The sequence below is a fragment of the Bombella apis genome, from assembly GCF_018221685.1.
GTDB classification, from domain to species: Bacteria; Pseudomonadota; Alphaproteobacteria; order Acetobacterales; family Acetobacteraceae; genus Bombella; species Bombella apis.
In genome coordinates this window covers 91,406-104,797 of sequence record NZ_JAGJTM010000001.1, presented here as the reverse complement: position 1 = coordinate 104,797, position 13,392 = coordinate 91,406, and the positions used below count along the sequence as shown (strand labels likewise).

General features: G+C 62.1%; 5 protein-coding genes. All 5 read left to right on the top strand.

Going from position 1 to position 13,392, the window contains the following annotated elements; all coding sequences use genetic code 11:
- Nucleotides 1-10 precede the first annotated feature (10 nt).
- The 5 genes from J8Z04_RS00445 (at nucleotide 11) to J8Z04_RS00425 (ending at nucleotide 13,352) form a co-directional block, all read left to right on the top strand.
- On the top strand, nucleotides 11-2,224 hold the full coding sequence (locus J8Z04_RS00445; protein ID WP_232086415.1) for a protein-disulfide reductase DsbD family protein: 2,214 nt from the start codon (nucleotides 11-13) through the stop codon (nucleotides 2,222-2,224).
- Nucleotides 2,225-2,327: 103 nt separating this feature from the next.
- The gene (locus J8Z04_RS09445; protein ID WP_192848710.1) at nucleotides 2,328-3,287 is read left to right on the top strand and encodes a glycosyltransferase; all 960 of its coding nucleotides are present in this window, start codon (nucleotides 2,328-2,330) and stop codon (nucleotides 3,285-3,287) included.
- Between the two features lie 97 nt (nucleotides 3,288-3,384).
- Nucleotides 3,385-4,962: a class I adenylate-forming enzyme family protein gene (locus tag J8Z04_RS00435; protein WP_192848711.1), complete on the top strand. Its 1,578-nt coding sequence runs from the start codon at nucleotides 3,385-3,387 to the stop codon at nucleotides 4,960-4,962.
- A gap of 57 nt (nucleotides 4,963-5,019) precedes the next feature.
- Complete coding sequence (locus J8Z04_RS00430) at nucleotides 5,020-11,532, top strand: type I polyketide synthase (protein ID WP_192848712.1); 6,513 nt, start codon at nucleotides 5,020-5,022, stop codon at nucleotides 11,530-11,532.
- Entirely contained in the window at nucleotides 11,529-13,352 is a 1,824-nt protein-coding gene (locus tag J8Z04_RS00425) for an AMP-binding protein (protein WP_192848713.1), read from the top strand. The genes J8Z04_RS00430 and J8Z04_RS00425 overlap by 4 nt, the downstream gene beginning before the upstream one ends.
- Nucleotides 13,353-13,392 lie beyond the last annotated feature (40 nt).

Genomic DNA, 13,392 nt, shown 5'->3' with positions numbered 1-13,392 from the left:
GGGTAAGCGGATGGCGCGGCATATTGGCAGGATGATGATGGCTGTGTTTGCCATGGTGAGCGGGATGGTCTTTCTGGCCTCTCCTGTTCGGGCGGCGGAGAGCACACCGGTCGTGACCAGCCATACAACGGCTACTCTTGTCAGTGCGGTGGATGCTGTTGGGCAGGAGGAGAGTCAGGCTGACGGGGGCACGCTGCGGGTCGGGCTGAGGCTCCAGCTGAAGCCCGGTTGGCACACATACTGGCAGAATCCCGGTGATGCCGGTGAGGCGCCGCATGTCCATGTCATGGTGAGTGGCAGCCGGTCCGGCGGGACGGACACGGTCGCATGGCCCGTGCCGGAGCGCATTCCAGAGGGCGGGTTGATGGCCTATGCTTACCAGGGGGATGTGCTGCTGCCTGTGCGGGTTCCCCTCCAGGTGCGGGGGGCAGGTGCGGTGCAGGTCACGGCCCGTGCAGACTGGCTGGTCTGTGCGGATGTCTGCGTGCCCGAAAAAGGCGTCTTTTCCCTTGCATTGCCTGCTGTTGCCTCGGATGTCGTGCCGGATGCTGCCGAGGCAGCCCTGTTCCGTCGGGCCGATGCGGCCATGCCCCAGCCTTCCCCCTTTGAGGCCCGTCTTGGCCCCGATGGTCTGCTGACCCTGCATGGAGCTGGCCTTTCGCCCGATACGGTGCGGCAGGCCTGGTTTCTGCCACAGGAGGGCGGCGTGATCGCCCAGAATGCGCCGCAGCCCCTGTCTGTCCAGACCGGGCAGCTGGCTTTGACACTGAAGCCGGATTCCTACGCCCATCCGCCTTTCTGGCAGAAACCGCTGGCTGGTGTTGTCGTGCTGGTGGATGCTGCTGGCAGCCGGTCGGCCCTTCAGGTAACGGCGGTTCCAGTGTCTGGCGCCAGTCCGGCTGTTCCCGTCGTGGCTGCCACCGGGAACAGGGAACGGCCCGTCTGGAGCAGCCTGCTCTCGGCTTTTCTGGGGGGTGTCATTCTCAATCTCATGCCTTGCGTGTTTCCCGTGCTGGCCATGAAGATCCTCTCCTTTGCCCATATGGGGGGAGCTGGCTGGCGGACACGCTGGCGGAGTGCAGCCTTTTACACTCTGGGCATCATGGGCTGCTTTGCCCTTCTTGGTGCCCTGATGATGGCCCTGCGTTATGGAGGCTCTTCCGTGGGGTGGGGGTTCCAGTTCCAGTCTTCCGCTTTTGTTGTGGGGGTTGGCTGGCTGCTGTTTGTCATGGCGCTCAATCTGCTGGGTGTGTTCCAGATAACGGGGGGGCGCTTGGCCGGGCGGGCCGGGCAGATGGCCGCAGGGCATGGTCCGGCCAGTGATCTTCTGGCGGGCCTGTTGGCGGTGATCGTGGCCACGCCCTGTACGGCACCTTTCATGGGGGTCGCCATTGCTGTAGCACTGGGTGGGCCGATCTGGTCTGGCCTGCTGATCTTTCTCTCCATGGGGCTGGGGCTGGCAGCACCTTATGGCGTGTTGGCACTTGTGCCGGGACTGGCCCAGCGTCTGCCACGTCCCGGTGGCTGGATGGAACGTCTGAAACAGCTGCTGGCTTTTCCTTTGCTGGCCAGTTGCGTGTGGCTGCTCTGGGTGGCGGTGCTTCAGCGTGGGGGAGATGCAGTACTGCTGATGGCCGGAGGGGCCGTGCTTCTGGGGCTGGGGAGCTGGCTGTACGGGCTGGCGCAGCAGCGGGCCATGCTGGGGCAGGCACCCCGTTTCGTGCTGGGCTGCCGCCTGCTTGCCTTGCTGTGCCTGCTGGTCTGTCTTGCCGGGCTGGGGCGCAGTGTGGTGATGGATGATGAGTCTGGCTCTCCCGTCGCAGCCACCGGAAAGACCGGAGCAGCGATACAGGGACAGGATGGCCCTGCCATTGAACCGTTTTCGGCAGAGCGTCTGGCTGCTCTGAGGGCCGCAGGACAGCCAGTTTTTGTGGACATGACAGCCTCCTGGTGTGTGACCTGCATGGTCAATGAGCACGTGGCGCTGGATGTTCCGTCTGTCCGGCAGGCATTCCGGCAGCATGGCGTGACCATCCTGCGGGGCGACTGGACCCGCCGGGACGAGCGGATCACGGCGTTTCTTAGGGCCCATGATCGTGATGGGGTACCGCTATACCTGTATTATCCTTCTGGGGGAGCGGAGCAGGTGTTGCCACAGATTCTTACACCCGGCCTTGTATTGGATGTGCTTTCACCTGCCGGGAAGCGTGGAAAGGAGGAATGATTCCAGAGGTATGATATTTACTTTTTATTAGTAAATTGTAAATATTCCAGTCATTCTCTACCCGTAGTGGGCAGGGTGCAGTGGTGGGCTGGGAGATTGACTGGTGGCGGGGCGAATCATTTTTCTGAACTGCTTCCCACGGGATCTCGTTTCTGGCGGCATCAAGACAGTCTACCGCCACGCTTTCCTGCTCCGTCAGGCGGGATTTCAGGCGCAGGTCCTGCAGTCCGAAGGCTTGCCGTCATGGTTGGGGCAGGAGATGCTGCCGCTGGTCTGCAGGGATGTGAAGGACCTTGCAGAAGAGGATATGGTCGTTTTTCCCGAAGTGCTGGATGGATGGTATGCGGACATGATCCGCCAGCCCATGGCCGGGAAGAAGATCATCTTCTGTCAGAATCCCTATTATTTCTTCACATACAGGCCATCAGTTGAAAAATTGAGGGACTGGGGCGTGACGCAGGTTCTGGCTCCGGGGATGGAGGCAGCGCATCTGATCCAGCGGGTGCTGGGACTGGAGGCTGTTCCTGTCACATCGCCCGTGGTGGATGGAGCTGTGTTCAGGCCACGGCAGAAAAAACTCCAGATCCTTTGTGCTGAGTGGAAATGGCCCCATCAGGGAGGGATACCAGCCTATGTCTGCCTGTTCCGTGACATGCTGTCGTTGAAGTATCCCCAGTTTTCCAACGATCCGTGGATCCCTCTGAAAAAGAGGGGTGAGGCGGAGGTGGCGGCCCTCATGGGTGAGTCCGCTGTCTGTCTTGCTCTGGGACGGATGGAGGCTCTTGGCATCACGGCGTTGGAGGCCATGGCGGCAGGCTGCCTTGTCGTGGGGTATCATGGTGGTGGTGGGCGTGAGTACGCCACGCCGCAGAACGGGTTCTGGCATTCCCCGGAGGATATGGAAGGCATCGTGGACTCCCTGGCCATGGCGCTGGAGGGATATGTTTCCGGCAGTTCCGCTCTGCTGAAGATGGTGGAACAGGGGCGGTGTACGGCCCGGGCCTATGCGCCAGAGAGGGTCAGTGCGCAGATACGGCAGGTCTATGGATGTCTCTGCGGATGAGACTGCTGCCGGGGGCAGGAAAAAGCTGTACGGCAGGGATGTTTTCGTCACTCGTTAACGATATAAAAGACATTCATTAATCAATGGCGTCTTCTGGTTGTCAGAGAGACATGGATGGCGGCGGGTTTTCCGACAGGCCGCATGGGAGGGTGAGACGATGCTGGACCGCTTTGTAGCTTACAATGCCCGGATGACAGGAGACGAGGTGGCGTTTGGCAGCCTGTCCCGGAAGCGGTCCTATGCCCTGCTGGAGGCAACGGTCAGCCGTCTGGCCCATGCGCTGGAGGGGCTGCGCTCCCTCAATCTTCATCGTGTGGCCGTGCAGTGCCCCGATACATGGCGGCACTGGGCACTGACCCTGGCGCTTGGCCGGCTGGGGCTTGTATCTGCTTCCCTGTCCAATGGGGATGTTTCGGAGGAGGAGCTGGCCACCCTGCGCCCGGACCTCATCATCCTCCACGGTCCGGGCGGCCTGCTTCCCGGTGAGGGGCGTCTGGCTCTCGGTGAGGACTGGTTCAGCCGTGCCCTCGCCAATGTGGAGGATGATGATGCGTCCTGTTACTACCCGCCTGTCCCTGTGGAGCGGTCGGCCCCATGCCGTGCTGCCCTGGCCAGCGGGACAGGCCGGGAGCCACATCTGCTGGAGCTGAGCTTCGGTGAGGTGGAGGAGCAGCTGCACCGGATCATCTATCATGACATGGTGGAGTATTTTACCCGCATGGGCAGGGGCCAGAGCCGTATGGTGGGCAAGCCACAGCTGCTCTGCACGGTTGGCCCGCAATCCTTGAGCGGGTTTCTCATGATGGGGGCCGCCCTTGCAGGTGGCACCACGCTGCGGAGCAGCGATGCCCAGAATATCGGGACGGAAGTCATGCAGGCGCCTGCCCTCATGATCGTCATGACGCCGGTTCATCTCAGGCATCTTCTGCGTGCCCTGCCACCACAGGGGCGTCCCATGAGCCATATCTATCTCAGCATCGTGGGGGGCAGGCTGTCCGACAGTCTTCTGAAGGAGGCCACAGAACGTTTCACGCCGCATGTTCAGGTCGTGTACGGGACGGATGAAAGCGGCCTGGTGGCGGCCATGCCTGCCGATCAGCGCAGGAGTGAGGATGATGTCGGTGCTCCCCTGCCGTGGGTGGATGTCGAGATCGTGGATGCCGGGGGCAACAGGGTACCGGCAGGAGAGGTGGGTGAGATCCGCATCCGTGGCGGTGGTGTTGTCCGGGGCTATGTGGATGACAACCCGGCGGCGGAACAGCGCTTCCGGGATGGCTGGTTTTACCCGGGAGACCGGGGCTTCATGTCAGCCAGAGGTGGGTTGCATCTGCGGGGGCGAATGGATGCGCTGGTAAATGCCGGTGGCGCCAAGTTCGACCTGGAGGTGGTGGAAGACATCCTGCGCTCCGAAACACGGATCAGGGACGTGGGTGTTTTCATGATGACGGACGGGCAGGGGCAGGAACGGTTTTATGCGGCCATCGTGTCTCATGAGTCGTTTGATGAGCAGGCCCTGTCTGCCCGCCTGCGGAAGCGTTACCCTGCACTGCCGCCGGTCGTCATGATCTGGGTGCCGGAAATCCCACGCACACAGGAGGGCCACGTGGACAGACGCAGGCTGGAAGCGACGCTGAAGGACTATATCCAGCGTGGGCTGCATAGAGGGCAGGCCTGACCTTTTCATGATGCAGGATAGCTGCTGGACCAACCGGGAACAGGAAACAGATCATTCATGAGCCAGACATACACTTCCGATGAAATCGCCATCATTGGTGTTGGCTGTATTCTGCCAGCCGGGCTGGGGGACAGGGATGCCCTCTGGCAGTTTCTGCTGGAGCGTCGGGATGGCTGCGTGCCTGTTCCTGATGACCGCTGGGGGCGCAGACGGTTCTATGACCCGGTTGACCAGACCCCGGGCAAGACGACCATGCAGTATGGTCATTTCGTAAGGCCGGAAGACCATCAGTTCGAGCCCCTGTTTTTTGGCATTTCTCCCCGTGAGGGGATGGTGATGGACATCCAGCAGCGTGTTCTGCTCGATGTGAGCTGGCGTGCCATGGAGAATGCCGGTGTGATTCCCCGTACGCTCGAGGGCAGCAGGACGGGTGTTTTCATGGGCAGCTTCACACAGGACCAGCTCGTCCAGTGTGGCAGCCCTTTCATGCAGTCGCAGATTCGTGACCAGTTTGCGGCGGTGTCTTCCTGCATGACCATGTATGCGGCCCGTCTTGCCCATGTGTTCGGGTTGCAGGGGCCAGCCATTGCCATGGATACAGCCTGTTCATCCTCGCTGGTGGCCATGCATCAGGCCTGCAACAGTCTGCGTCTTGGTGAGTGTGACGTGGCTCTGGCAGGTGGCGTGAACTTCATGGTGATCCCGCAGACGGCCATGCTCATGACCAAGGGCCATTTTCTGGCCAAGGATGGCCTGTCAAAATCTTTTGCGGCAGATGCGGATGGCTATGGGCGTGGTGAGGGCTGCGTGGTCCTCATGCTCAAGCGCCTGAAGGATGCCATGCGGGATGGGGATGACATACGGGGTGTCGTGTGCAGCTCCGGTGTGAACCAGGATGGCCGGACTCCGGTTCTGACCATGCCGGATGCCGGGGCGCAGGAAGCGTTGATCCGGGATGTGCTGCGTCGGGCGAATGTGGCAGCGCGGGATGTGGCCTATGTCGAGGCACATGGCACGGGGACGCCTGTTGGCGATCCGATCGAGGCCAAGGCCATTGCACGGGCCATCGGGCAGTACCAGCCGGAGGGAAGCAGCATTCTCGTTGGCTCGGTAAAGGCCAATCTGGGGCATATGGAAGCGGCAGCTGGTGCTGTGGCTGTTCTCAAGACCATGCTGTGTCTGGAACATGGCATGGTGCCCGGACAGGCGAACCTGAAGGAGCTGAACCCTGCCATTCCGTTCGAGGAGTATCGCGTACAGGTGGCGCAGGGAGAGGCCACGGCTCTGCCTGAGCGGGAAAAGCTGTATGCGGTTGTCAATTCCTTCGGTTATGGCGGGACGAATGCCGTGGCCCTGCTGCGCCGCCCGACCGAGGCGGAGCGGAAGGTGGCCCAGCGTCGGGCCGTGCGGGATCATCGGCTGAAAGGCGTTCGTCCGGCGGGTTTCATGCAGCGTGTGCCGCTGCTGCTCAGTACGTTTGCGGAGCCCTCGCTGGGCTATATGGCCAAAGCGTATGCCGAACGGCTGGAAGGTGGGCAGGCCGGGCATGGCCTGTGGGAGGCTCTCTGCTTCTCGGCAGCCCGGTACAGGGCACGGTTCCGGCAGCGGGCGGTGATCCTCCCGGCCCGGGGAGAGGATGAGATCCCCCAGGCCCGTGAGGCCTTGCAGGCTTTGGCCGAAGGGCGGACCCATCCGGCCCTGTTCACGGGCAAGGCTGTTGTGGATGAGGCTGTAAAGCCGGTTTTCCTTTTTTCTGGTATGGGGCCGCAATGGTGGGGGATGGGCCGCTATCTCCTGCGCAAGGGGCCGCCGGAGGTCCGTGCGCTGGCCCGGCGCTGTGATGAACTGTTCATGAAGATGGCAGGGTGGTCCCTGCGGGCTGAACTGCTGAAGCCGGAACAGAAATCCCGTATTCAGGAGACGGAAGTTGCCCAGCCTGCCATTTTCCTTGTGCAGATATGTCTGGCAGCTTTCTTTGCCCGGCATGGCGTAACGCCGGGCGCCATTGTCGGCCATAGCGTGGGAGAGGTGGCAGCGGCGCATGTCAGTGGGGCACTGACGCTGGAAGACGCCGTGACAGTCATTTATCACCGCAGCCGCCTTCAGGCGACGTTGGCAGGCCGGGGCACCATGCTGGCTGTCGGCATGGGCCGCAGCCTGCTGGAAGAACGGCTGGAGGCCTTCGGTGGCAGGCTCTCTGTGGCTGCCATTAATAGCAGTGAGTCCTGCACGGTGGCTGGCCTCCGTGATGACCTTGCCGTGCTGGAGGCAGACTGCCAGAGGGAAGGCGTGCTTGCCCGGTTCCTGAAGGTGGATGTGCCCTATCACAGTCCTGACATGGCTGCGATCGAGGCAGAGATGTTGTCCTCACTGGCCCATCTCCAGCCCGGTGCTCCAGCGATTCCGCTCTATTCCACCGTTACGGGCAGGTTGTGGGACGATGGGGCGCTGCATGATGGTGCCTACTGGTACGCCAATGCCCGGGAGCCGGTCCTGTTCCATGAGGCCATACGGGCTCTGCTGCATGATGGTCACGTCATTTTCCTTGAGCTTGCGGCCCACCCGGTGCTGGGGGCATCCGTGACAGGCTGTGCTGGGGAGGGACGTCACGAGGTGGCTGTCATTCCGACATTGCGGCGCATGCAGGATGATGCAGAAGGGCTGTTGCGGGCCCTTGTCCGCCTGACACTCAGCGGGGCAGAGCCGGACTGGCGACATGTCCTGCGGCCGGAGCGGATGGAGCTGCCCTTCTACCGGTGGGAAGAAGGGGGAAAAATGTGGCTGGAGACCGAGGCCTCCCGCCGTGACCGCCTGGATACGCAGGTCCACCCCGTTCTCGGCGCGCCCAGTCTGCTGGAAAGCCGTGCCTGGAGGGCTGATATCGGCGTGGCCTCCATGGAATGGCTGATGGACCACAAGGTCCACGGTATGGCGCTCTTCCCGGCGGCTGCTTATGTCGAGGCTGCTCTTGCGGCTCATGCCCAGCTGGAGGCCAAAGCTCCGGCCGTGATCGAGGACATCACGATCAGCACACCGCTGGTCGTGCAGGAGGGGCAGGCGCCGGTTGTCATGTGGCGGTTTGACATGGCGACCCGCCGTCTCGTTTTTGACAGCGAGACCGTGGCCTGGAATGGGGACTGGCAGACACATGGGCAGGCCACCATCCTTCAGGCGGCTCCATGGGGTGCAGCATCGGAAAAGAACAGGAATTTTGATTTCGCAGCCCTGTGTGCGGGAACGGCCCATTTTGAAGGGAAAGAGGTTTACGAGGCTTTTGCCGCCATGGGGCTGGATTATGGACCAACCTTCCAGACCCTGCGGCACCTGTATCGTGGTGAAGGGTATTCCGTGGCGGAGATTGCCCTTGAGGATGGGCAGGCCGCCACGCTGGAGGAGTATCATCTGCACCCGGCACTGCTGGATGGTGCCATGCATGCTCTCATCGGGGCTTTCCCGTTTGAGGAGCAGAAGGACGTGTACGTTCCGGCGTCCATCGAGCGTATCAGCTATATGGGGCAGAAGGTCTCCCGGGCCCATGTGATGGTGACGCCAACCCTGCGGACCTGCCGCAAGATCGTGGCCGATCTGCGGCTTTTCACACCGGAGGGTGAGCTGCTCTGCGAGGTGATGGGCCTGTGCTGTCGCCGTGTGGCCCGTGGCGGGCATGAGGCGTCATCTGCGGCACGGCTGGTCTATGCGCCAAACTGGATGAGTGCGGAGCGACAGGTGTTGCTGAGCGAACCGCTGGCCATCACTCTGCTGGGTGAAGGTGATGGGCTGGTAGCCGGATTGGCAGACCTGCTGGAGGATAATGGTGCCGAGCTGACCGTCAGTTCCCGTCTGGATGGGGCTGATCTGGCGGAGCAGCTGGATCAGGAACCGTTCCTCGCCAGACAGCGGGCGTTGGTGCTGTTCCCGCATGGCGGGGATGATTACCAGCAGTGCCTTGATGATATGGCCGCCTGCGTGGCGCTGTTCCAGCGTGTGCCGACACGGGCACGCAAGCGGCGCCTGCCGGTCATCATCGTGACCCGTGGCGCTTATGGCAGGGATGGGCAGGCGCAGGCGCTCCAGCGGGCCTTCCATGGTCTGTTTCGTGGTGCTGCTGCTGAGCGTGTTCTGGACCTCGCCGTACGGTGTGTTGATGTTCCTGCCGAGGGCACAGAGGCCTTTCTGGAGGATATTGCGGCCGAACTCGTTCTTGAGGACACATCGGAGGATACGGTCTGGCTGCGTCAGGCTGATGGCGGGGCTGGCCATGGGGCGGCTCCAGCCGGGGAGATGGTGGAACGCATGGTCCAGCGGCTGGTATCTCCGCCACTGGAGCCCGATCCCCAGCCTGTTCTGCTGGAGCAGATCATGGGGGGACAGGATGATGGTACCGTCGGTGTCCGCCTCGAGGCCAGCCGGTCTGGGACACTGGATGGTGTCACATGGCAGGCTTTTGCCGTGCCGGAGCCGGGTCCGGGCGAAGTCAGGCTCCGTACCCGCATGGCCAGCCTCAACTTCAAGGATGTGCTGAAAGCCATGTCTCTCCTGCCAGAGAGCGTGACGGAAGGGACCTTCAGCGGCGATGCTCTCGGGCTGGAATGTGTGGTTGAGGTCGAGGCGGTTGGAGATGGGGTTGAGGACATGAAGCCGGGCGACATGCTCGCACTTGTCTATCCCGACAGTTTTGCATCCCGCCGCATCGTGAAGGCCAGTGAACTGGCCTATTGTGCCCTGCCCCTGTCGGAAGAGGCCCTGCCGTTCTCGCTGGAGCAGATTGCCGGTCTGCCGCTGGTGTTCGTGACAGCCTATTATACGCTGGTCCACCTGGCCCAGCTCCAGGAAGGGGAGAGTGTTCTCATCCATGCCGGGGCTGGTGGCGTGGGGCAGGCCGCCATCCAGATTGCCCAGCTGAAAAAGGCGGTGATCTATAGCACGGCAGGCAGCCAGGAGAAGCGGGATTATCTGCGTCAGCAGGGCTGTGCGGGTGTCTGGGACTCCCGGACGCTGGAATTCGTGGATGGCATCCGTGAGGCCACCAATGGCCGGGGTGTCGACGTGGTGCTGAATTCCCTGCCCGGTGAGGCGATGATCCACAGCCTGCGGCTCGTGGCGCCGATGGGGCGTTTTCTGGAGATCGGCAAGCGGGACATCGTGGAGCATCGGGTGTTGGAGCTGATGCCTTTCAATGAAAATCTGGCCTATTTCTCCTTCGACATGGATCGGATGATGCCGCACAGGAAACTGTATGGCGTCATGGACGAAATCCTGCTGCTGGCCCGTCAGGGGAAATTCTCCTTCCCGCAGACACGCATCTTCCCGGCCGCAGAAGCGTCCGAGGCCTTCCGCTATCTCATGTCATCCCGGCACATAGGCAAGATCATGCTCTCCTATGAGGACATGAGCGGCCTCAAGGCCCGCCCGCTGCCGCGGGTTCAGCCGGGATTCAGCCGCAGGGGGGCGTATCTGATCACTGGTGGCATGGGCGGATTTGGCCTCAAGACAGCAGAATATCTTCTGTCCCAGGGGGCAGGGGTGCTGCATCTGGCAGGGCGGTCCCTGCCGAAAGACCCGGAGCGTAAACAGGCCATCGCAATGCTGAAGAAGCTGGCCGAAAGTGTTGGCAGTGCGGTGGTGACCCATCGTCTGGATGTGACGGATCAGGAGGCTGTGCGTCGTCTGGTCAAGAAGCTGGCCCGGGATGATGTGCCGCTGCGGGGTGTCTTCCATGCCGCCGGTGTGGTGGATGACCAGCTTCTCAGCAGGATGGATGCGGCGAATGTCGCCCATGTCATGGCACCCAAGGTATTGGGGGCCCAGGCGCTGGATGATGCCACCCGTGGGCTGGAGCTGGATCATTTCGTGCTGTACTCCTCCTTTACGGCAGAGATCGGCAATCTGGGGCAGAGCAGCTACATGGCGGCCAACAGCTACCTCAATGCCCTGGCTGAAAACCGGCGCCAGCAGGGGTTGCCCGCCATGGCGGTGGGCTGGGGAGCCATTGGGGATGTGGGGATGTTGACCGAGAGTGATGCTGCCGGTCGCATGTTTGATGTCGCTGGCATCAGAACCATGATGGCGGCGGACTCTCTGGCGTATCTGCCGGTGCTCTATGGCGTGGACCGCAGTGACGTGTCTCTGGTGGACCTCAACTGGGCGCAGGTGTTCGGGGCGCTGGCCTGGCTGAAAACTTCGGCACGCTTTACGCTGTTGCAGCAGGAAAGCCTCAAGGGAGGCATGTCGGGCTCGGTCCAGCTGCTGATGAGCATGCCGGAAAATGAGCGTCTGGATTATGTCCTGTTCCGTCTGAAACAGCAGCTTGGCTCCGTGTTGCAGGTTGAGCCGGAGACGATCGAGGACAGTGCCCGCCTTTCCGAGCTGGGGATTGACTCCCTCGCCGGCGTGGAACTTCAGACAGCCATCCGGTCGGAGTTTGGGGTGGATGTGTCCCTCGTGCTGCTGGCCCGTAACGAAACCATTCTCGAAATGGCCCGCAGCCTGCTGCGTCAGGCGGTAGTGATGGCCCAGCAGGGGGGCACGGTTGCTCTGGAAGGGGCACAGGCCGTCGGAGGGGAAGCATGATCCCCTGGACATGCCATATTGTCCGCCAGTCCGGTTATGTGGTCGAGTATTACGACAATGGGTTCAGCATACTGGACAGGTACGAAAGCAGACTGGATGAGATGCTGAGCTTCCGGGCGGAGGAGCGGCCTGATGAGCTTCAGTGCGTTGCACTGGACCAGACGCTGGAGGTTGCTGCGTCCCTGACATTCCGGCAGGCGCATGAGTGGGCATGCCGGGTGGCGGGACTGGTGAGCCGTTTCGTGCCGGAGCGGGGGCTGGTCCTGCTCTGTTTTGAGAATGAGGCGGCAGTTGTGGCGGGGTTTTTTGGCTGTGTTTATGCCAATACCGTGCCTGTGCTGGGTGTGTATCCCAGCATGGTGGGCAGTGTGGACCGCCTGTTTGACATTCTGGAGGATTCCGGTGCGGTCGCCGTTCTGGGGCCACGGGAGACCCTGATGGGGTTTCGGCGGCAGGCGGCAGGCCGTGCCCGCAAGGTGAAGTGGATTCCCGTTGAAGGAGCTGAAAGTGCCGAGCCGCTCCAGCGCCGCCATGCGGCAGGCCTGGATGATACGGCGCTTGTGCAATATACGTCCGGCTCCATAGGGCGGCCTCGTGGTGTGAAGGTCACGCACCGCAATCTGGGGACGAACCTGCACCTTCTGGCCATCCGCAGTGACTTCTGGCTCAGTCGGCGTGGGCTGGTCTGGCTGCCTCTGTCGCACGATATGGGATTGGTAAGTCTCATGTTCGGTGTGGCGATGGGAGGCACGACGTGGCTGATGAAACCGGAGCATTTCATCACCCGTCCGGAGCGCTGGGTGCAGGCGATTGACCGGTACCGTCTCAATTTCTCCATCGGTCCCAACTTTGCCTATGAGCTTCTGGCCCGGCATGTCCCGGATTCCGCCTTGGAAGGGCTGGACCTTTCCTGCTGGACACAGTCCGTCATCGGTGCGGAGATGATCGAACGGGGAACGGTGGAGCGGTTCTTCAGCCGGTATGGGCCGCTCGGGGTGAAGCCGTCCATTCTGCGGCCGGGTTATGGCATGGCTGAGACAACCCTCATGATCACCGGTGACAGCCGGGACGGTGAGGGCGTGTCTTTTGCCACGTTTTCCCGTGCCGGGCTGGCAGAAGGGCGGGTCGGCCCGCCCCGTGATGAGCATGACGAGCGTGTTCTCGCAGATTGTGGCCGTGTGATTGAGGAACACGCCGTTCTTGTCGTGGACCCGGAGACGGGAGACAGCCTGCCGGATGGTCAGGTGGGCGAGCTATGGCTGAGTGGCCCCTGCGTGACACCGGGGTATCTGAACCGGGAGCAGGAAAACAGGGAACGTTTCGTCACGGGGGCGGATGGTCGCATCTGGTTCCGCAGCCGGGATTCAGGCTTTCTCGTGAAGGGGCATCTGTTCGTGACAGGTCGCATGGAGAACAGCCTCCCTATTGGTGACCACCGCTATGACCCGGATGATCTGGCACAGGCTGTCCGGCAGGCCTGTCCTGTCTTTACCAGCCGGAGTGTGGCGGTTTTCCGGCATGAGGGCGTGTTGTGCGTCATGGGGGAGCTGTCCCTGGCACAGGCAAGGCAGGTGGCAGGGTACGAGAGGCTTCTGGCCGACATGGCCCAGGCCATAGGGCGGGTCTGCCCGGTCCGGCAGCTGCGCTGTGTTCTGGTGCGGCAGGGCGGCGTGTTTCGCACGCCAAGTGGCAAGATACGTCTTGCGGCTACAGCCGGGGCTTTTGCAGCGGGGCGCCTGCCCATCGTGGCAGAGCAGCTTTTTGGTCAGGAGGCACTGGAGAGGGTCGAGATTCTGGCCTGGGGAAAGATGCCGCTGTGATTGGTTATGATGGTGACGGGTGGAGAGGCGCCCGGGGGAG